Origin of the sequence: Nitratireductor sp. B36 (assembly GCF_020833685.1) — a bacterium.
In the GTDB taxonomy this organism is placed as follows: Bacteria; Pseudomonadota; Alphaproteobacteria; order Rhizobiales; family Rhizobiaceae; genus Nitratireductor.
The window spans coordinates 327126-348055 of record NZ_JACKZY010000001.1; the positions used below are offsets into that span (position 1 = coordinate 327126).

18 protein-coding genes are annotated in these 20930 nt (G+C 60.6%); 10 read left to right on the forward strand and 8 right to left on the reverse strand.

All coding sequences use genetic code 11. The annotated features are described in order from the left end of the window. Window positions 1–58 precede the first annotated feature (58 nt). Window positions 59–2260, forward strand: coding sequence for a phosphoribosylformylglycinamidine synthase subunit PurL (gene purL, locus H7H48_RS01615; RefSeq protein WP_229447079.1), 2202 nt, complete (start codon window positions 59–61; stop codon window positions 2258–2260). A gap of 65 nt (window positions 2261–2325) precedes the next feature. Then, window positions 2326–3291, forward strand: coding sequence for a LysR family transcriptional regulator (locus tag H7H48_RS01620; protein ID WP_229447080.1), 966 nt, complete (start codon window positions 2326–2328; stop codon window positions 3289–3291). On the opposite strand, the gene H7H48_RS01625 is transcribed toward H7H48_RS01620, so the two are convergent. Continuing rightward, window positions 3234–3686 carry an ester cyclase gene (locus H7H48_RS01625; RefSeq protein ID WP_229447081.1) on the reverse strand — a complete coding sequence of 151 codons (453 nt, stop codon included), beginning with the start codon at window positions 3684–3686 and terminating at the stop codon, window positions 3234–3236. The genes H7H48_RS01620 and H7H48_RS01625 overlap by 58 nt on opposite strands. A 195-nt stretch (window positions 3687–3881) precedes the next feature. Between H7H48_RS01625 and H7H48_RS20125 the strand changes: the two genes are divergently transcribed. The 3 genes from H7H48_RS20125 (at window position 3882) to H7H48_RS01640 (ending at window position 6047) form a co-directional block, all read left to right on the forward strand. Further along, window positions 3882–4115, forward strand: a complete 234-nt coding sequence (locus tag H7H48_RS20125) for a BolA family protein (RefSeq protein ID WP_229447082.1) — start codon at window positions 3882–3884, stop codon at window positions 4113–4115. Between the two features lie 110 nt (window positions 4116–4225). Further along, a complete protein-coding gene (gene grxD, locus H7H48_RS01635) occupies window positions 4226–4561 on the forward strand; it encodes a Grx4 family monothiol glutaredoxin (protein ID WP_229447083.1) in 336 nt (111 codons plus the stop codon). Window positions 4562–4802: 241 nt separating this feature from the next. After that, the gene (locus tag H7H48_RS01640; RefSeq protein WP_229447084.1) at window positions 4803–6047 is read left to right on the forward strand and encodes a multidrug effflux MFS transporter; all 1245 of its coding nucleotides are present in this window, start codon (window positions 4803–4805) and stop codon (window positions 6045–6047) included. On the opposite strand, the gene ttcA is transcribed toward H7H48_RS01640, so the two are convergent. Then, window positions 6031–6870 carry a tRNA 2-thiocytidine(32) synthetase TtcA gene (gene ttcA / locus H7H48_RS01645; RefSeq protein WP_229448063.1) on the reverse strand — a complete coding sequence of 280 codons (840 nt, stop codon included), beginning with the start codon at window positions 6868–6870 and terminating at the stop codon, window positions 6031–6033. The genes H7H48_RS01640 and ttcA overlap by 17 nt on opposite strands. 150 nt (window positions 6871–7020) lie before the next feature. On the opposite strand from ttcA, the gene H7H48_RS01650 reads away from it, so the two are divergent. Genes H7H48_RS01650 through H7H48_RS01660 form a run of 3 tightly spaced genes read left to right on the forward strand, consistent with a single transcriptional unit; the run spans window position 7021 to window position 9234 of the window. Next, entirely contained in the window at window positions 7021–8034 is a 1014-nt protein-coding gene (locus tag H7H48_RS01650; protein WP_229447085.1) for a glycosyltransferase family 2 protein, read from the forward strand. Next, window positions 8027–8836 carry a ChbG/HpnK family deacetylase gene (locus H7H48_RS01655; RefSeq protein WP_229447086.1) on the forward strand — a complete coding sequence of 270 codons (810 nt, stop codon included), beginning with the start codon at window positions 8027–8029 and terminating at the stop codon, window positions 8834–8836. The genes H7H48_RS01650 and H7H48_RS01655 overlap by 8 nt, the downstream gene beginning before the upstream one ends. Then, window positions 8833–9234, forward strand: coding sequence for a GtrA family protein (locus H7H48_RS01660; protein ID WP_229447087.1), 402 nt, complete (start codon window positions 8833–8835; stop codon window positions 9232–9234). Before H7H48_RS01655 ends, H7H48_RS01660 begins: the two co-directional genes overlap by 4 nt. A gap of 71 nt (window positions 9235–9305) precedes the next feature. Here H7H48_RS01660 and H7H48_RS01665 read toward each other — a convergent pair whose 3' ends face one another. The 5 genes from H7H48_RS01665 to H7H48_RS01685 all read right to left on the reverse strand — a co-directional run bounded on the left by H7H48_RS01665 (window position 9306) and on the right by H7H48_RS01685 (window position 15493). Then, window positions 9306–10796: a glycosyltransferase family 39 protein gene (locus H7H48_RS01665; RefSeq protein WP_229447088.1), complete on the reverse strand. Its 1491-nt coding sequence runs from the start codon at window positions 10794–10796 to the stop codon at window positions 9306–9308. A gap of 89 nt (window positions 10797–10885) precedes the next feature. Continuing rightward, the gene (gene rpsD, locus H7H48_RS01670) at window positions 10886–11503 is read right to left on the reverse strand and encodes a 30S ribosomal protein S4 (protein WP_229447089.1); all 618 of its coding nucleotides are present in this window, start codon (window positions 11501–11503) and stop codon (window positions 10886–10888) included. 231 nt (window positions 11504–11734) lie between these two features. After that, complete coding sequence (murI, locus tag H7H48_RS01675; RefSeq protein WP_229447090.1) at window positions 11735–12526, reverse strand: glutamate racemase; 792 nt, start codon at window positions 12524–12526, stop codon at window positions 11735–11737. A 2-nt stretch (window positions 12527–12528) separates the two neighbouring features. Then, window positions 12529–13317, reverse strand: coding sequence for an RNA methyltransferase (locus H7H48_RS01680; RefSeq protein WP_229447091.1), 789 nt, complete (start codon window positions 13315–13317; stop codon window positions 12529–12531). A gap of 49 nt (window positions 13318–13366) precedes the next feature. Next, the gene (locus H7H48_RS01685; RefSeq protein ID WP_229447092.1) at window positions 13367–15493 is read right to left on the reverse strand and encodes a DUF294 nucleotidyltransferase-like domain-containing protein; all 2127 of its coding nucleotides are present in this window, start codon (window positions 15491–15493) and stop codon (window positions 13367–13369) included. Between the two features lie 286 nt (window positions 15494–15779). Between H7H48_RS01685 and H7H48_RS01690 the strand changes: the two genes are divergently transcribed. Together H7H48_RS01690 and H7H48_RS01695 are read left to right on the forward strand one after the other, a co-directional pair. After that, entirely contained in the window at window positions 15780–16991 is a 1212-nt protein-coding gene (locus H7H48_RS01690) for an NADP-dependent isocitrate dehydrogenase (RefSeq protein ID WP_229447093.1), read from the forward strand. Window positions 16992–17107: 116 nt separating this feature from the next. Beyond that, entirely contained in the window at window positions 17108–18085 is a 978-nt protein-coding gene (locus H7H48_RS01695) for a glycerophosphodiester phosphodiesterase family protein (RefSeq protein ID WP_229447094.1), read from the forward strand. A gap of 3 nt (window positions 18086–18088) precedes the next feature. Here the strand turns inward: H7H48_RS01695 and alaS are convergent, their stop codons facing one another. Next, a complete protein-coding gene (gene alaS / locus H7H48_RS01700; protein WP_229447095.1) occupies window positions 18089–20752 on the reverse strand; it encodes an alanine--tRNA ligase in 2664 nt (887 codons plus the stop codon). Window positions 20753–20930 lie beyond the last annotated feature (178 nt).

Here is a 20930-nt window from a genome sequence, read left to right on the forward strand (position 1 = left end):
CTGTACCGCAGGCGCGAGATAGCCTAAGCAACCCCTTTGCAGGGACCATGCCGACCACATGACCATTCCCAATCACATCCCCATCACCGAAGACCTCATCGCCGCCCACGGCCTGAAGCCCGACGAGTTTCAGCGCATTCTCGACCTGATCGGCCGCGAGCCGAGCTTCACCGAGCTTGGCATTTTCTCGGCCATGTGGAACGAGCACTGTTCCTACAAAAGCTCGAAGAAATGGCTTCGCACACTCCCCACTTCGGGGCCGCAGGTCATTCAGGGGCCTGGCGAAAACGCCGGCGTGGTCGACATCGGCGACGGCCAATGCGTTGTCTTCAAGATGGAGAGCCACAACCACCCCTCCTATATCGAGCCCTATCAGGGCGCGGCCACCGGCGTCGGCGGAATTCTGCGCGATGTGTTCACCATGGGCGCGCGTCCCGTCGCCGCCATGAACGCGCTGCGCTTCGGCGCACCCGATCACCCCAAGACGAAGCATCTGGTGGCCGGTGTCGTTTCCGGCATTGGCGGCTACGGCAATTCGTTTGGCGTTCCCACCGTCGGTGGCGAGGTCAATTTCGACGCCCGCTACAATGGCAACATTCTGGTCAATGCCTTTGCCGCAGGCATCGCCGAAACCAACGCCATATTCTACTCCAAGGCCGAGGGCGTCGGCCTGCCCGTCGTCTATCTGGGCGCCAAGACGGGCCGTGATGGCGTCGGCGGGGCGACCATGGCCTCGGCCGAATTCGACGAAGGCATCGATGAAAAACGCCCCACCGTTCAGGTCGGCGATCCGTTCACCGAAAAATGCCTGCTCGAAGCCTGCCTCGAACTGATGGCCACCGGCGCCGTCATCGCCATTCAGGACATGGGTGCCGCAGGCCTCACCTGTTCAGCTGTCGAAATGGGTGCCAAGGGCGATCTCGGCATCGAGCTCGACCTCGACAAGGTCCCCGTGCGCGAAGAGCGCATGAGCGCCTATGAGATGATGCTGTCGGAAAGCCAGGAGCGCATGCTCATGGTGCTTCAGCCCGAAAAGCGCGACGAGGCCGAGGCAATCTTCCGCAAATGGGGGCTCGATTTCGCCATTGTCGGCAAGACGACCGACGATCTGCGCTTCCGCATCCTGCATCAGGGTGAGGAAGTGGCCAATCTTCCCATCAAGGAGCTTGGCGACGAAGCGCCCGAATATGACCGCCCGTGGGTCGAGCCGAAGCCGCAGACACCGCTCGCCGGCCCCGTTCCGGAAGCCGACATTGCCGAAAGCCTTCTGAAGCTTCTCAATTCGCCGGATCTCTCCTCCCGCCGCTGGGTGTGGGAGCAGTACGACACACTCATTCAGGGCAACACACTGCACATCCCCGGTGGCGATGCCGGCGTCGTCCGGGTGGACGGACAGGAGAAAAAGGCCCTTGCCTTCTCCTCCGATGTCACCCCGCGCTATTGCGAGGCCGACCCTTATGAAGGCGGCAAGCAGGCGGTTGCCGAATGCTGGCGCAACATCACCGCCACCGGTGCCGAGCCGCTCGCCTCCACCGACAATCTCAATTTCGGCAATCCCGAAAAGCCCGAAATCATGGGCCAGCTCGTTCATGCCATCAAGGGCATAGGCGAGGCCTGTTCCGCACTCGATTTTCCCATCGTGTCCGGCAATGTCTCACTCTACAACGAGACGCTTGGCGAGGCGATCCCGCCGACGCCCACCATTGCCGGTGTCGGTCTCATCCCCGACTGGCAGAAGGCCGCCCGCGCTGCTTTCGCGGCAGAAGGCGAAGCCATCGTGCTGATCGGCGCCCCGGAAGGCTGGGGCAGGCATCTCGGGCAGTCCGTCTATCTGCGCGACATTCATGGCCGCGCCGAAGGCCCGCCTCCGCCGGTCGATCTCGCTCACGAAAAGCGCACCGGCGATCTGGTGCGCGGTCTGATCCGTTCCGGCGCGTTGACCGCCACGCATGACTGTTCGGACGGCGGCCTTGCCGTCGCGCTTGCAGAGATGGCCATCGCCTCCGGCATCGGAGCCACCATAGATGCGCCCAAAAACGCCATCCCCGCCTTCTTCGGCGAGGATCAGGGGCGCTATGTGGCAACAACGGCAAAGGCCGATGCGGTTCTGTCGGCCGCCAGAACGGCGGGCGTTGCAGCTGTGATCATCGGCACGACCGGCGGCGATGTGCTGGCGCTCGGCGATGCCGCCCCTGTCCCTGTCACGGCCCTGAAAGAGGCGCACGAGGCGTGGTTCCCGCACTTCATGGACGGCGCCTGACAAGGGCCTGTCAGCGCGCCTTCGCTCCTGCTAGATTCAGGTAAAATTCGGCCGGAGGCGCGCCGATGTATGACTGGAACGATCTGAAATATCTCCTGGCAGTGATACGAGCCGGGTCCACCGCTGCCGCCGCCCGATTGCTGGGTGTCAGCCAGACCACGGTCGCGCGCCGGCTTGATGCTTTGGAACATGCACTGTCCGCGCCCTTGTTCGAGCGCATGCCGGAGGGGTTTCGGCCCACACAGCTGGCGATGGAGCTCCTGCCCCTCGCAGAGCGGATCGAAGAGCGCGCCTCCAGACTTTCAGATCTGGCGCGCGCCCACGCTCGTCATTCGCGCCAGGTCTTGAGAATTTCAACCACCCCGCTGCTTGCCGCCTATCTCCTGCCGGACCTTCTCGCACACTACAGGCAGAAGGTGTCTGAGATCACGATCGAGATCGATACCAGCGACAGCCCCGCCGACCTCGTCCATGGAGAAGCCGACCTGGCCCTGCGTCTTGGCACATTGCCCCAGAACCCGGAGATCATCCGGTCACGCGTGGGCATCAGCCACTGGACACTTTATGCAAGCCGCGATTTCGTAAGCGTCCACGGTCTACCCACATCGCCGGAAGCACTCATCGCCTGCCCGCTGGCTGTCGGGGAAGGCGCGCTCGCTCGTATCCTGCCGCTGCAGCGTCTTTCCGAATTGCTTTCCACGCATGCACCTGCGTATTGCTGCGACAATCTGGAAGCCCTGATCGCTCTGGTCAGGGCCGGGCTTGCAGCCGCGCCCCTGCCTGTGTGGCTGGCAAACAGGGACCAGACCCTCGTGCCTCTGCCCGTCACCACCTGCAATGTTGCAGCGCCAATCTGGATGCTGTCTCACGAGCGAAATCGGCACGTTCCCCACATTGTAGCTTTTCGCAAAGTGGCAACGCATCGTCTTCGCACGATGCGTTGCCAAAATGCCGATCCGGAGAATGCCTCTGATCAGGCTGCATCTTCCTTGGGCCTTACAGGCCCCGCCGCAACCGGGAACCCCAGCTGACGCGCCTGCGCAGCCGCGTCGCGCACCCCCCAACGCTTCTGGACCTGATTGTTCTCGATCTCGAACCACTCCATGGCCACCAGCTCATAGCTGTTGCCCGTAGGGGCATCGAAATCGAGGAATGGCGCAGTCCAGCGTCCCGTTTCGCGAAAACGGACGGCAGCCCTGTTCTTCTCCACCACGCAGTCCTCAACCACCAGCCTCATGTTGAGGGAATCATGAAGCTGACGCCAGATGGAGGCGGCGAACGAGAAGGCACCCGTCCCCGTCACGCCCTGAATTTCGCAGTCAGGCGCGAAGATCTGCCTCAAACGCTCGATGTCGCCATGGTTCATCGCCTCGACATAGGCGTCGATGACATCCCTCACGCCCTGTTCCTTGCTCTCTACTGTCATGTCTGTTCCTTTGGAAAACCGCCCGTTCGGCGGCGCATCCTCATGCGTCTGATCGGGTGCTCGCTTCAACGGAACTTGTTGCAGCCCCCTTCTGCAAATCTGTGGTCCAGATTGCGCAATTCTCCCCACTCGATTGACCTTGTCGGCGCCAGACGCCATATCTCGATTGAGAACACTTCAGGAGGCACCGCATCCATGGCCATGAACGCCGCCGACATTGAACGCCTGATCAAGGAAGGCATCCCTGACGCCAAGGTCACGATCCGCGATTTGGCTGGAGACGGGGACCATTACGCGGCGGAAGTGGTGGCAGAGAGCTTTAGAGGCAAATCCCGCGTGCAGCAGCATCAGATGGTCTACAATGCCCTGAAGGGCAATATGGGCGGAGCTCTTCATGCGCTCGCCCTCCAGACCAGCGCCCCCGATTGAGCGAGAAAAAAGTTTTTATCCGTCGGCGTTGCACCGCAATGGATGGTGCAATACATAACGGTTAACAAGTGAAACGCCGGGCCTTTACCCCGGTCAGATGAGGATTTGCGATGACCGGCATCAACGAATTCATCGATAATGAAGTCAAAAGCAGCGACGTTGTGCTTTTCATGAAGGGCACACCCGGCTTTCCGCAGTGCGGCTTTTCCGGCCAGGTGGTTCAGATCCTCGACTATCTTGACGTCGACTATAAGGGTGTCAACGTTCTGACCTCCGACGAACTGCGCCAGGGTATCAAGGATTATTCCAACTGGCCCACCATTCCGCAGCTCTACGTGAAGGGTGAATTCGTGGGCGGTTGCGACATTATCCGGGAAATGTTCCAGGCAGGTGAGCTGCAGGCTTTCCTGAACGAGAAGGGCGTGGCTGCCAAAGGCGCCGCCTGATTTCGATACCGGATTAGCGCCCCTGTCGGGGCGCTTGCTTTCTTTTGTAGATGCGTTGGCGTTCGCCAGCGCATTTTTTCGCGTCGGTAACTGGTTTCCCGTTTCACTGCCGGCGTTTGTTGTGGCCCCGAGCGCGGTTTCTCGCCTCGGATGGGGTCGCAGCGCCTGCTTGCATTAGCGCGGCCGACTGTCGCCACGAGCAGGCTTGATTGCGTATACCTGATGATCGTTGGAGAGTCATATGAACAAGCCCGTTTCAAATGAAGCCTTGCAACCCCAGAGATCCCTGGGTCGGGCGGAATTCATTGCGCTTGCGGCTGCGCTCATGTCGCTGAATGCGCTTGCCATCGACATCATGCTTCCAGCTCTTCAGCAGATTGGCGCCGAGCTTGGCGTGGATGATGAAAACGCTCGCCAATACATCGTCACCGCCTATATCGCCGGCCTTGGCGGGGGCCAACTCGTTTTCGGTCCGGTTTCCGACCGCTTCGGTCGCCGCGCGCCATTGTTCTTTGGCCTCGTTCTCTATGTATCAGCGGCGCTGATCGCAGCGATCTCCCCCAGCTTCGCCTTCATCCTCGTTCTGCGCTTCCTTCAGGGCATCGGGGCAGCAACGACGCGCGTCATCGCCGTCTCCGCAATTCGCGATGTTTTTGGCGGACGCCAGATGGCCGAAGTCCTTTCCATGGTCATGATGGTGTTCATGGTGATACCGGTCATCGCGCCGAGCATTGGCCAGATCATCATGATTTTTGGCGACTGGTCCGAGATCTTTCTCGCCATGGCGGTCCTGGCGGTGGTCTTTGGCACATGGGCCGCGCTTCGGCTTCCAGAGACACTTTCACCTGAGAACCGGCGTGAGCTAACGGTCTCATCGGTCACCAAGGGCTTCGCCTACGTCCTGACCAACCGGATCGCTCTTTGCTACACGCTCGCGACGACCAGCATCTTCGGTGCGCTTTTCGGGTTCATCAGTTCAGCGCAGCAGATCTATACCGATACGTTCGACCTGGCGGACTGGTTTCCGATCCTGTTTGCCATCGGAGCCGGCCTCATGGCTGTCTCGTCCTTCACCAATTCGCGGCTGGTGGGGCGAATCGGCATGCGCCGCCTCTCCCATACGGCGCTTGTCGGGTTCACGCTCGTCAGCTTCCTGTGGCTGGTGCTTGCCATGGTGGGCTATATGCCGTTTGCACTCTTCTTCGTGTTGTTCTCTGTCGCCATGTTTCAGTTTGGCTGGGTCGGTGCGAACTTCAATTCGATCGCCATGGAACCTCTGGGCCATGTGGCCGGCACCGCGGCAGCAACGCAAGGGTTTCTGACCACGCTTGGCGGAGGTTTGATCGGCGCTCTGGTCGGCCAATCCTTCGATGGATCCACCGTGCCGCTGGCCGCCGGTTATTTTCTCACCGGTGCCGTGGCCATCGTTCTTGTTCTGATCGGCGAACGCGGTCGCATGTTCCACGCGGTCAATCCGCCCGTGTGAGCCCCGCAAAGTCGAACAGGTTCCGGTCAAGCAGGTGAGACGGGCGCGCATTGGTCAGCGCCCGGATCATCGTGTCCTTGCGTCCTGGCATGCGACTTTCGATATCCGTCAGCATCGCCTTCATGGCGTTGCGCTGAAGGCCGTCCTGACTGCCGCAAAGGTCGCAGGGAATGATGGGGAACTTCATGGCCTCGGCGAATTTGGCCAGATCTGCCTCCGCACAATAGCTCAGCGGACGCAGCACCATGACATCGCCCTCATCGTTCAACAGCTTGGGCGGCATCGCCGCAAGCCGCCCACCATGAAACAGGTTCATGAAAAAGGTTTCGAGAATGTCCTCTCGGTGATGGCCAAGCACGAGTGAGGAGCAACCCTCCTCCCGCGCAATCCGGTAGAGATGCCCGCGCCGAAGACGTGAACACAGCGAGCAATAAGTGCTTGATTCGGGAAGTTTCTCCGTCACCACCGAATAGGTGTCCTGGTATTCGATCCGGTGCGCGACACCGATACTGTCGAGATACTCCGGCAGAATGTGTTTTGGAAAATTCGGCTGTCCCTGATCCAGATTGCAGGCGAGAAGTTCAACTGGCAAAAGCCCGCGCCACTGCAGATCCATCAGCACGGCCAGAAGTCCGTAGGAATCCTTTCCTCCCGAAAGTGCTACCAGCCAGCGCTCACCGGGTTTCACCATGGCGAAATCCTCGATCGCCTGACGCGTCTGGCGCAACAGACGCTTGCGCAGCTTGTTGAATTCCACCGAAGACGGCATGCCGTGCATGAACGGTGGAGTGTCTTGCGCCGCATCCGCCTCTGCGTCCGTCATATCGATCGGTTCTTTCGATTGCGCCAAAGTGGTATGCATGGACACGCCTCTGTCGGTACATATGATTTCGCGTCTTCCTATCAGAAGCCTTGCGGCAAGGCGACTTAACGAATAGGCATTTTCAACTTTCTATTGGCAGAACATCGTTTGATGGAGATTGCGCGCGTGGCCCAGCGGCTCGACATTCTGGTTCCTTTCCTCAACGAACGGGAGAGCGTTGCCGGGTTCAGCGCCCTGGCAAGCGAGCTTGCTGCACAGGTCAAGCAGCGCTTTGACCTCGACACGCATTTCATCTTCATCGATGACGGAAGCACGGATGAAGGCGGCGCACTATATGGCGAGCACATGACCGGCCATTGGTCCCTCATCACGCTTGCGCGCAATTTCGGCAAGGAAACGGCGATCCTTGCCGGCCTCGATCATTCGGAGGGAGATTATGTCCTGCTCATGGATGCCGATCTCCAGCATACGGTGGATGTCGCCCTCGACATGATCGACCGCATCACTCACGATCCCGATCTCGACATGGTCTATGCAGTTCGCGCAGACCGTGCCGAGAGCCGCACGCTGGGGCGGTACCTTGCCAACGGTTTCTACTGGCTGATCAATATGGGTCAGCGGTACGAGATCCCGGCCAATGCCGGCGATTTCCGTGTCATGACGAGCCGCTTTGCCGCGGCACTGCGCCAGTTGCGTGATCAGCGCCGCTTCAACAAGGGGCTTTACGCCTGGACCGGCTTCAAGCAGGAACGCATCCTCTACAAACCGGCCGAACGGCAAGGTGGCGAAAGCAAGTGGTCGCGGCGTCGTTTGATCGCCTTTTCTCTGGAAGGGTTCACCTCGTTCTCCGTTGTGCCCTTGCGCATGGTCTCGCTGTTCGGCACCGGTGTTGCGGTGCTCGGCTTTCTCTACGGCATCAAGATCCTTCTGGAGGTTCTGTTCACCGGTGTCTCCGTTCCCGGCTATCCCAGTCTGATCGTGGCGGTACTGGTTCTGGGCGGTCTCAACCTGGCTCTGACGGGCCTTGTGGGCGAGTATGTCTGGTCCGCGTTGAGTGAGGCGAAGAACAGGCCGAATTACATCGTGAAGTCCATCACGGGCTCTGGGGCCTCTGCACCTTCGGCCACGAAAGAGCGCAAGCCGCGCAAGGCAACCCATGGCTGAGCCCGGCGCCCGCTCGATCTGGCTGATCGCGGATGACTATGGATTTTCGCCCGGTGTCAGCGAGACCATCCGCGCGCTGCTGGAAGCCGGACGCCTGAGCGGCACGGGCTGCATGACCCTCTTCGATGACTGGTCGAACGAGGCCGGCGCCCTTTCCACGATCGGCGGTCCATTCGCGGTCGGCATGCATCTCACCCTCACAGACTTCCCTGCCCTATCCACGGGCCGGACCATGCCGGATCTGAAACGCCTTCTTGGCAACGCAGAAGCGGACGCCATCATGTCCGAGGCCGATGCCCAGCTGGCGCGCTTTCGCGAGGCGTTCGGGCGAGATCCCGATTTCATTGACGGCCATCAGCATGTCCATTTCCTACCACCCGTGCGACAGTGGCTGATCCAACGGTTTGCAGATGTTCCGAGCGACAAGCGCCCATGGTTGCGTGGTGCTCCGACCCTGCGCGCAGCGCCTGCTCTTGTGAAAGCCAAGATCGTTGTCGCACGTTTGCTCGCGCGCAACTTCGACGCGGAAATGCGGCGGCATGGTTTTAACGTCGAGGGACCGCTCTGCGGCTTCTATGACTGGCGCCGCCCGGGTGCGTTCGCCCGCGCGCTCGATCTCTTCATAGACAAGGCTCCCAATGGCGCCGTTGTCATGTGTCATCCCGGCACGGTGGATGCGGTTCTTCGCAGCCGGGACGTGTTCACCGATGCCCGCAACGAAGAACGCGATGCGCTCGCTTCGGAGGCTTTCCCCTTGCGCCTGCAGAGTGCCGGCCTCGTTCTGAAGCGGGCGGCGTCATGAACCATCAGGCCAATCGCCCATTTGCAAGCAAGCTTGGTCGGTTTGCAATTGTCGGGCTTTTGAACACGGTGATAGACCTTGCCACCTTCAGCGCACTTGTCGCGCTGTCGGTTCCAGCACTGCTTGCCAATTTTCTCGGCTGGACTGTTGCCGTGATATTTTCCTTCGTGGCCAACTCACGCTGGACATTCGAGCGTACAAAGCGCTTCAACCTTCACCGGGCTTTTGCGAAATTTGCGGTCAGCGGGAGCATCATCTCACTCGGATCATCGACACTCGCCGTTTATCTCCTGCCACCGTTCACGGGCTTGTTCGCGGCCAAACTCATCGGCATTGTCGTCGGTGCGATCCTCAATTTTTTTGCCGCCCGCTGGTCGATCGAAAATCGGGTAATTTAACGAGCTTTCGGACGAAACGGACCGGTTTTAGCTCGAATTCCGGCAAACCGAGCCATTTTCGGAAAAATGCTTCAAAGCCCGCTGCCGGCGGGTGGAACAAAGAAAATCCGCACCGTCCAGTTTCTGTCTCCGCCAAAGCCGGGAACCGTCAGGTCCTGCGTATCGCGCCCGCCGCTCGATAACTCTATCGCCTTGTTCAAACAGCCTTTCTGGCCTTCGAAGCAGGCAATCAGCATCCCTTTCTGAGCGACATCCTCGGGACTGATCCAGGGCGTTAGCGCATAGGAGTTCGCCTGCATGGAATAGGGGCGAGAAGCCGTGTAGAACGTCATTCCGCTGGCCAAAATCTTGTCACCGGCCACATAGGTGAGTGGCGTGTCATACCGCGCATACCACGCGCTCTCAATCTGAACCGCGAGTGTCCGAACGGGCACGTTGTTGTAGTGCGAGGTGTTTTTCGCTTCCTCGGCATAGATGATTGGTGTCAGAGCGAGAAGGCAGGCGCCGTAAAGGACAACGATCGCAGGAATGGCAGGCTTCTGCACCTCCAGACGTCCAGCCTTGACGAACAGCATAAGAATGGCCGGCGCCGAGAAATAGAGTGGCAGCGCCCACACCGAACTGAACTGCACGGTGAACGCGATACCAAGCAGAAGCGTCAGCGCTAGGGACCCGAAGCCGGTCCACAAGAGCGCGCGCCCAGTCAGAGTGCTGCGCAGACCAAGAAAAGGTCCTGCGTCAAACCATGGGCCGCGCCCGTTGCGACGGATGGCGACCAACAAGACAAGAACGGCTGGAAGCAGATAGGCCAAAAGGGCCGCGAGGAACCGCGGGGCGGAGGTAAGCCCGATCCAAGGGGAGCCGTCTCCCTGTTCGGAGACATAGGTCAACGGCAGAAAATCGTTCGCAAACAGCCAGAGCAGATGCGGAATCATCAGAGCCAGAAACACAAGGCCTGCGACCCAGACGCCAGGCTTCAAAAGCAGCGTACGCGCCTCGCGATCAAACAGAACATGAAGACAGATCGCACCCAGAAGTGCAGCCGAAAAATACTTGATCAGCACGGACGCAGCCGCCAGCGCACCCAGGATTACCGCATCGATAAAGCGTTCTCTTTCCAGAAAGCGCAGATAGAACCATACCGTCGCGGCCCAGAAAGGAAGCATGGCCGAATTTGCATTGTATTTGATCGCGAGAAATGTGACCGGCGGCAGAAAGAAGAAAAGCGCCGTTGCCAGAAACGCGCGCCATGGATCGAGGAACCTGACGGCGATCCGCCAGCTCGCAAACATGAGCGCTGCGCCATTGACCGCCGACAGGAGATAATAGGCCCAGTCGACATTGGGAAACACTGCAAACCATGCCGCCGTGATCCAGGCAAACAGCGGCGGGTGCTTGTAGTATCCCTGCTCCCAGGCAATGCCCCAGGAGTAGTTTTCCAGCATGTCGCCAAAGCCATCGAGATTGAGCTGGGTCAGGCTGGCATAAACCGTCCACAACGCAACGAAAAAGGCCAGCAACAAGCCCATTCGCACGCCGGACGCAGCGGCCAGTCCTTTCATCGCATTACCCCGATAAATCTCTGAAGACAAAAAAGAAGGCGCCCGGCCAATGGCAGGACGCCCCCTTCCGAATTACCTGCCGAAACGTATCAGCGCGAGTAGTACTCGACAACCAGGTTCGGCTCCATATGCACGGCGTAGGGCACATCGGAGATCGAAGGCATGCGCAGGTAGGTGGCGACCATCTTGTTGTGGTCGACCTCGACATAATCCGGAACATCGCGCTCGGCGAGCTGCGTGGCTTCCAGAACGATGGCGAGCTGCTTGGACTTTTCCTTGACCTCGATCACGTCACCCGCCTTGCAGCGGTAGGACGGGATGTTGACGCGGCGACCATTGACCAGAATGTGGCCGTGGTTCACGAACTGGCGCGCAGCAAAGATCGTGGGAACGAATTTGGCGCGGTAGACGATGGCGTCGAGGCGGGACTCCAGGAGACCGATCAGGTTCTCGTTGGTGTCGCCCTTGCGGCGGTTGGCCTCGTCATAGGTCTTGCGGAACTGCTTTTCCGAAATGTCGCCGTAGTGACCTTTCAGCTTCTGCTTGGCGCGCAGCTGCAGACCGAAGTCCGAAAGCTTGCCCTTGCGGCGCTGACCGTGCTGGCCGGGGCCAAATTCACGACGGTTGACCGGAGACTTCGGACGGCCCCAGATATTCTCGCCAAGACGGCGATCGAGTTTGTATTTTGCTGAATGGCGCTTGCTCATCGCATTCCCTTTCACATCAAAAATCCCGGAGCAAAGAACTCCGGACGAAGGAAACGCGCCCTCCTCTGGCTTCCGTTTTCGAAACCTGACAGGACATGCCACGCACGCTGATGCGGCTTGTCCACGGGACACGTTAAAAAGCGCGGCAGCCGGAAAGCCATCGCGCTTGTGCGGGTGATTATTGAAGACCGGAGCAAATGTCAACCGAAACGCGACGACTGCTCAGGAGGTTCAGTCTAATCTGAAACCGAAACCCGAGACCAACCGGCGATAGCCCTCGACCGGCGCGCCGGAGGTGAAATGGGCAATGTCCTGTCCAGGCGCACCTGCAGAGGCAAGAGGCAGATCCGCTGCCAGCGTGAGGGCACGCCTTGCAATCGCTTCGGATGTATCGATCCAGTCCACGGGCCAAGGCGCGGTCTTGCGCATGCGGTTCACCAGAAACGGATAATGCGTGCAGGCCAGCACCACGATGTCGGTGCGCTTTCCCTCCTGCTCGACAAAACAGGGGGCGATTTCCTGCGCCACGGCCGCCTCATCCACATAGCCTTCGCGCATATACTGCTCGGCAAGAGCTGCCAGGTTTTCGCTGCCAACCAGGCGGACATGGCACTTGGCCGCATAGTCGCGGATCAGATCGCGCGTGTATTGCCGTTTCACGGTGCCGGGCGTGGCCAGAACGGACACCAGCCCTGATCTCGTGCGCTCGGCGGCCGGTTTGATCGCGGGAACCGTGCCCACAAAGGTTTCACCAGGAAACACCTCGCGCAATCGGTGAATGGCAAGCGTCGAAGCGGTGTTGCAGGCGATCACCGACATGGCTGGCCGATACGTCTCCAGGAGTTCCTCAAAAAGCGTGACCATACGCTCGAGGAGCGCGCCCTCCTCCCATGCGCCGTAGGGAAAGGCTGCATCATCGGCCACATAGACATAGGGCCGGCCCGGCAGAAGAATGCGCGCTTCCTTGACCACCGAAAGGCCGCCAATGCCGGAATCGAAGAAAAGGATCGGCCGGGTCTCCATGGTCACCCTTCGTCAGGCGCGCCTGCGCCGCGCGGGTTTTTCGGCGAAAATTTCTCCAGCGAACGCAACACACCGCGCAACACCGCCAGCTCTTCCACCGTGAAGCCAGGACGTGTGAACAATGCCCGCAAATTGTCCATCATCTTCGGCTTCTTGTCCTCGGTTCTGAAGTAGCCACGCTCATCCAGCACCTTGTCGAGATAGTGCATGAGGCTTTCAATATGCAGTTTCTCGGCGGGAGCGAGCGCAATGTCGGGTGGCCGGACGGCCTGATTGCCCGTCTTGATCCACTCATAGGACATGAGCAGCACCGCCTGCGCGATGTTGAGCGAGGCAAACGCCGGATTGACCGGAAAGGTGACGATCTCATCGGCCAGCGCCACTTCCTCATTGGTAAGCCCCCAGCGCTCCCGCCCGAAAAGGATGCCGGTCTTCTGGCCACCGGCAAAGCGGTTTCGCAGATCTGCGGCGGCTTCGACCGGACCGCGCACGGGCTTGAAATTGTCGCGTGGGCGCGCGGTGGTTGCCAGGACGAAGTTGAGATCCGCCACCGCTTCCGCCGGGGTTGCAAAGACCGTGGCCGCGTCGATCACATGGTCGGCGCGACTTGCCGCCGCACGAGCCTTCTCGTTCGGCCAACCATCGCGCGGGCTGACGAGCCGAAGCTCCGCCAGACCGAAATTGGCCATGGCGCGCGCGACCATGCCGATGTTCTCACCCAGCTGCGGCTCCACCAGAATGATTGCGGGGCCTTCAGCGAGCATGTCTTGCTGTTTGTCTGTTCCTGCCATGATGGGCTGCTGTTACCCGCTTCATGCGCCGCGGTAAAGCATACAATGATCAGTTTGCGAACATGGCGCTGCGGACAAGTTCGGGAATGATAGCGACCGCCTTGAGGGCGTCCTTCAATGTCTTCTGCCGAGACGCTGTGAGCCGGTCGACAGCGATTCGGTTGGAGAGCGGTATGCCGGCAGCGATATCCTCCACCTGCTGCTCCAGCACGCGCGCGAGGAGGAAGCGGTGGGCATCGCGCAGCGCGAGAAGATCGCTGCGGGGCATTGCGGGCAGATCCGCGAGAGCTTCCAGACGGGCGCGCGTGGAGGCATGCGGCAGATGATGACGAATTGCGAGCGCGCGGGCGAGTGCCGAGATCGGAAACAGGCCATGGAGTTTCAGATCCAAGCGCCCATTGTCCAGCCGAAACCCGCCAAAAATCGTGAAGGGATTGGCGATATTGCGAACGCTTTCACCCAGGAGCTTGGCGAATTCAACGCGTTCCGCCCCCTTCTTCCATGCATGGGCTGCAAGCTCGGTCACCAGCCCTTCTTCGCCGTAAACCGCCCGAAGATCGTAGAAAATATCGACATTGAGGAGATCCTGCGGCCGCGCCTTTGACACCCAGCCGTCGACACGTTGGCGCCAGGTTTCCGCTGATCCGCGCCAGGGGGGATTGCGCGCCATCACACCACCCTTGCAAAGGGGAATTGCTGCCGTGTGGAGATGGTCGGTGAACCTTTCTGCGAAAACCGCAAACCAGCTGTCTTCGGGACCGTCGGGTGCACCCGTCGAGAAGATGATGGCATTGTCCTGGTCTGCGGCCAGGAGACTTTCGCCGCGCCCGCCCGATCCCAAAACCATCACGGCGAACGGCACCGGCGGCGCGCCCTGCCCCTCGGCTTCCATTTCACACAACGCCATACGGCAGGCGCTCGCGGTGATGGAACACAGAATTCCGGAAATGATTTCAGCGATAATGCGCGTGTCGGTCTCCTCGTCGAGAAGCGCTGACGCTATGACCGCGACGCGCGACCATGCGCCAGCGAGATCGGCGGGCGTTCGCGCATTTTCGATCCGCGCCTGGAGGTCGACAGCGGCTCCTGCCCGGAATTTGAGAAAATCACGGGACGAGAGCACGCCAGCCAGGTTTCCGCCGTCATCCGAGACCGCCAGATGCCGAATTCTCTTTCGGCTCATGAGGCCTAGCGCCTGGTAGAAGAATGCATCGGCCGCCACCGCGATCACCGGCTTTGACGCAATGACCGACACGGGTTCGGCCAGTGTATCACTGCCTCTGGCAGCGATGGACCGCAGGATATCCCGCTCGGTAACAATGGAATAGGCGGAGACAGGGCTGCCCGCTTCGCCATCCGCTGCAAGGAGAAGCGAACTGATGCGGCGCTCTGCCATGAGGCGTGCGGCGTCCAACACCACAATGTCGTCACGCACCACGACCGGCTCGGGCGTTGCGGCTTCCCGCACACGATGGCGGAAAGCATATGGATCGATGGCTTCAAGCGCATGGCGGGCGGCGCCGCTTCGGCGCAGAAAGGGTTCGCTCCACCCGGCTTCCGCCTGCTGACGCAGGGCTTGAGAGCGCAGGCTTGAGGCGCGCTCGGCCTCGGCGACCGTGCGGATGCCGCGTTCTGCCAGATGCGGTGCCAGCGCGATGAAGATTTCTCCCGCAATGCGCGCATCTGCGGTTGCCCGGTGGCGCCCGGACGTATCCACCTCCAACCAGGCCGCGATTGCCTCCAGGGAGGCATCGGGCAGGTGTGAATTGACAAGACCGGCAAGCATGCGCACGCAGAGCGTTCTCGGAGCCTGCCAAAGCAGTCCGGCCCTGTGCGCTTCACGCTCGAGAACGGCCAGATCGAAACCCAGTGCGTAACCGACCAGGAGACGGCCGCCGCAATATGCCTCAAAGCGCGGCCAAGCCTCAGCAAAGCCGGGCGCCGTGCGCAGCATCTGTCCGGTAATGCCGTGAATGGCGGTGGAACGTGGCGGGATGGGAATACCTGGGTCGACCAGTGTCTCGAAAACATCGCCCGGCTGCAGCGCTCCGTCCACCAGCGCCATACCGCCAAGCTGCAGGATACGTGCTTCCTTCACATCAAGACCGGTGGTCTCGGTGTCGAAAGCCACCGCGTTGGCAGCAATCAGGGGCGTGGCGTCGGTGACCGGTCTCACAACACAATCCAAACAACGAGCCAAACAGCGGGCCAATCAAGAGGCCAAACAGCGGGCCAATCAAGAGGCCAAACAGGTGGTTCTGATTAAATCTGCACCAGAACCGACGCAATTTCATCCGCAGATACCGCCTCTGGGACCAAAGTCTGACCTTTCCTCACAGGGCCGGACCGGCAAATCACAGCTCCCCGCTTTGCGCTTTCTGCAAGGGATGCTATAGGGCAGCCGACCTTTGCGCGGCCCCTCTTTGCCGCGTCGTTTTTTACCACAATTGCGGAGCTTTTTCATGGGTAAGATCAAGGTGGACAATCCGGTCGTCGAGCTCGACGGCGATGAGATGACGCGGATCATCTGGCAGTTCATCAAGGAAAAGCTGATCCATCCCTATCTCGACATTGATCTGAAATATTACGATCTCGGCATCGAGGCCCGTGACGAGACCGACGACCAGATCACCGTGGACGCTGCCGAAGCCATCAAGAAATACGGCGTAGGTGTCAAATGCGCCACCATCACGCCGGATGAGGCGCGCGTCGAGGAATTCGGCCTGAAGCGCATGTATCGTTCGCCCAATGGCACGATCCGCAACATTCTGGGCGGTGTGATCTTCCGCGAGCCGATCATCATGAAGAACGTTCCGCGGCTGGTTCCCGGTTGGACGCAGCCGATCATCGTTGGCCGTCACGCCTTTGGCGACCAGTACCGCGCCACCGATTTCAAGTTCCCCGGCAAGGGCAAGCTGACGATCAAGTTCGTTGGCGAGGATGGCCAGACCATCGAGCACGAGGTGTTCGACGCCCCCTCCTCCGGCGTGGCCATGGCCATGTACAATCTTGACGATTCCATCCGCGACTTCGCCCGCGCATCCATGAACTACGCGCTGATGCGCAAGGTGCCGTGCTACCTCTCCACCAAGAACACGATCATGAAGGCCTATGACGGGCGCTTCAAGGACATCTTCCAGGAGATCTACGAGACCGAATTCGAGGACAAGTTCAAGGAAGCCAAGATCACCTATGAGCACCGCCTCATCGACGACATGGTCGCCTCGGCGCTCAAATGGTCGGGTGGCTATGTATGGGCCTGTAAGAACTATGATGGCGACGTGCAGTCCGACACGGTGGCACAGGGTTTTGGCTCGCTCGGCCTGATGACCTCGGTGCTGATGACGCCGGACGGCAAGACGGTGGAAGCCGAAGCCGCGCACGGCACGGTGACGCGCCACTACCGCCAGCACCAGAAGGGCGAGGAAACCTCGACCAACTCCATCGCCTCCATCTTCGCGTGGACGCGTGGCCTTGCCCACCGCGCCAAGCTGGACGACAACAAGGAATTGGCAAACTTTGCCCAGACGCTGGAAAAGGTCTGCATCGATACGGTGGAATCCGGTCACATGACCAAGGATCTGGCCCTGCTCATCGGCCCCGATCAGCCCTGGCTCTCCACCACCGGCTTTTTGGACAAGATCGACGAGAACCTGCAGAAGGCCATGGGCTGAGCCCGGCTTTACAGCGAGCAATCAGGGCCGCGGAGCAATCCGCGGCCTTTTTTCTGCCCGCAATCGCCGTCCATGAAGGACCAACCTGATTCAGTGTGGCTCTTCCGGAACCTGCGATGCGCAAGCGGATAATCCTCCCTCTGGTGGCTCTCGCCGGCCTATACCTCTGGAATGCTTCGTGGCTTGCCGATGCCCCGGACACGCCACGCCTCTCACTGATTGCCCATCGCGGGGTGCATCAGACCTTCGATCGCACGGGGTTGACCAGCGAAACCTGCACGGCCGAACGCATCTTCCCACCAGAACACGAGTTCATCGAGAACACGCTGCCCTCCATGGAAGCGGCTTTTGCCGCGGGTGCGGATGTGGTCGAGCTCGACATTCACCCGACCACCGATGGCAAATTTGCCGTCATGCATGACTGGACGCTTGATTGCCGCACCGATGGCAGCGGCGTGACGCGCAAGCATGACATGGCGACGCTGAAAACACTCGATGTCGGCTTTGGCTATACAGCCGATAATGGCAAGACCTTTCCCCTGCGCGGAAAGGGCGTGGGCATGATGCCCTCGCTTGAAGAGGTTATGGACCATTTTCCGGAAGGACGTTTTCTGGTCAATTTCAAAAGCCGCGACGAAAATGAGGGCCGACAGATTGCCGAGATGCTTGACGCCAACCCGCGCTGGCGGGACCGGATCATGGCCGTCTATGGCGGTGACGAGCCTGTAGAGGAAGCCAAGCGGCGTATTTCCGGTCTTCAAGGCTATGGTAAAAAGAGCGCCCTGAAATGCCTTGGCTTTTACGCTGTGCTTGGCTGGAGTGGCTACGTACCGGCAGAGTGCCGCGACACACTGGTTCCGGTACCCGCCAATTTCGCCCCGTGGCTGTGGGGCTGGCCAAACCGGTTTCAGGCCCGCATGCACGAAGCCGGCAGCAGTATTATTCTGCTCGGTCCGGCAAGCTTTGATGATCCCGGTTCAACCGGGATCGATACTCTTGATCAGCTTGAGCTGATCCCACCGAACTTTTCGGGCTATCTTTGGACCAACCATATCGAAGTGATCGGTCCGGCGATGGCAACTGGCCGGCGGTAGCACTCAGCCTTCCATGGCAGCCTTCACGGCGGCGATGGCGTCGGCAGCCTTCGAGCCATCGGGTCCGCCGGCCTGCGCCATGTCCGGCCGCCCACCGCCGCCTTTGCCGCCGATGGCAGCGGAGGCAACACGGACGAGATCGACCGCGCTGAAGCGCTCAGTCAGATCCTTGGTTACGCCGACCACGACGCTCGCCTTGCCCTCTTCCGAAGTTCCCACGAACACGGTGACGCCAGAGCCGAGCGAGGCTTTGCCATCATCGGCCAGCGGCTTCAAATCTTTTGGCGAAATGCCCTCGACCACCCGGCCCATGAAGCCGACACCGGCGACGGTTTCCCGACCGCCATCCGCTCCCCCGGCACCGCCGCCGCCAAGAGCCAGCTTGCGCTTGGCTTCGGAAAGCTCGCGCTCCAGCCTGCGGCGCTCTTCAAGGATAGTCTCCAAGCGTGCGGTGACATCGGCGGGAGCGACCTTCAATGCGCCTGCAGCGAGCTTCAACTGCTGCTCCTGATGGCCGAGATAGTGGCGAGCCGCATCGGCAGTCAGCGCCTCGATGCGGCGCACACCCGAGGCAACGGCGCTTTCAGAGACGATGCGGATCAAGCCGATATCGCCGGTCGCCTTCACATGCGTGCCGCCGCAAAGCTCCAGCGAGTAGGTCTTGCCGGCCTTATCGCCTTCGCGCGCGGTGCCCATGGAGACAACGCGCACCTCGTCTCCGTATTTTTCACCAAACAGGGCCATGGCCCCCGCCTCAATAGCATCGTCGACTGCCATGAGATGGGTCTCGACCGGTGCGTTCTGCAGAACGATGGAATTGGCAATGTCCTCGATGCGGGCCAGTTCCTCGTCCGAAATGGGTTTCGGATGCGAAAAGTCGAAGCGCAGGCGCTCGGGCGCCACGAGCGACCCCTTCTGCGCCACATGGGTGCCAAGCACCTCGCGCAGCGCCTCATGGAGAAGGTGCGTGGCAGAGTGATTGGCACGAATGCGCGTGCGACGCCCATGATCCACCTTCAGCGCGACCACATCACCGGTCCTGACCCTGCCGCTCTCGACACGGCCGAAATGAACCAGAAGCCCATCACCCTTTTTCTGGGTGTCGGCGATGGCAACGGAAAAGCCTTCGCCCGAAATCAAACCGGTATCGCCCACCTGACCGCCGGATTCGCCGTAGAACGGGGTCTGGTTGGTTACGATGGCCACCTCGTCGCCTTCTGCCGCGTGATCGACCATCGCGCCATCGCGCACCAGCGCGGAAACAACGCCTTCGGCTTCCTCAGTCTCATAGCCCAGAAAATCGCTGCCGCCGGTCTTGTCCTTGACGGCGAACCAGACGGCCTCGGTGGCCGCTTCGCCGGAACCGGCCCAGTTTGCGCGGGCCTCGGCCTTCTGCCGTTCCATCGCGTCATTGAAGCCGCCGAGATCCACATGGATGCCGCGCTGGCGCAGCGCATCCTGTGTCAGATCGAGCGGGAAGCCGTAGGTGTCGTAAAGCTTGAAGGCGGTTTCGCCGTCGAGCAGGTCGCCCTCGCCCATCTCGCTGGTTGCGTCGGACAGCAGCGTCAGGCCGCGCGCCAGCGTCTTGCGGAAACGGGTTTCCTCGAGCTTCAGCGTCTCGGTGATGAGCGCCTCACCGCGCACCAGTTCCGGATAGGCCCGACCCATCTCGCGCACCAGCGCCGGCACGAGGCGCCACATCAGCGGGTCCTTCGACCCGAGAAGCTGGGCGTGGCGCATGGCACGCCGCATGATGCGGCGCAGCACATAGCCGCGCCCCTCATTGGAGGGCAGAACGCCATCGGCAATCAGAAAGCTGGACGCGCGCAGGTGATCGGCAATGACCTTGTGGCTTGCATGCTGCGCGCCCTCGGCACGCACGCCGGTCGCCTCCTCGGACGCGTGGATGAGCGCGCGGAAAAGATCGATGTCGTAATTGTCATGCACGCCCTGCAGGACAGCCGCCACGCGTTCGAGCCCCATGCCCGTGTCGATGGAGGGCCGAGGCAGGTCTACCCGCTCGTCCGGCGTCACCTGCTCGAACTGCATGAAGACGAGGTTCCAGATCTCGATGAAGCGGTCGCCGTCCTCATCCGGGCTTCCGGGCGGGCCACCGGGAATGTGGTCGCCGTGATCGTAGAAGATTTCCGAGCACGGGCCGCACGGGCCGGTATCTCCCATGGCCCAGAAATTGTCGCTCGTTGCGATGCGGATAATACGGTCGTCGGGCAGACCGGCGATCTTCTTCCAGAAGCCGGCCGCCTCGTCGTCCGTGTGGTAGACCGTGACCAGAAGCCGATTGGGATCGAGGCCGAACTCCTTCGTCACAAGGTTCCACGCAAGCTCGATGGCGCGGTCCTTGAAGTAATCGCCGAAGGAGAAATTGCCCATCATCTCGAAGAAGGTGTGATGGCGGGCTGTATAGCCGACATTGTCCAGATCGTTGTGCTTGCCCCCGGCGCGCACGCATTTCTGCGCGGTGACCGCACGGTCATAGGGGCGCGTCTCCAGGCCGGTAAACACGTTCTTGAACGGCACCATGCCCGCATTGGTGAACATCAGGGTCGGGTCGTTGCGGGGCACAAGCGGGCCAGAAGCCACGATCTCGTGTCCGTTCTTCTTGAAATAGTCGAGAAAGGTCGACCGGATGTCGTTGACGCCACTCATGATTCAGCCTTTGCGAGAAGCCCGCCCAGACAAGCGGGGAACAGAAGCCCGCCTTTTAACGTCAGCGCTCAAGCCTGTCCAGAAATCCCGTCAGGACGCAATCACGCAAGCAACCGAGGCCGACAAAAAAACACCGCCAACAGGTGGCGGTGTCCTGACTTCATCGGATTAAAGCACG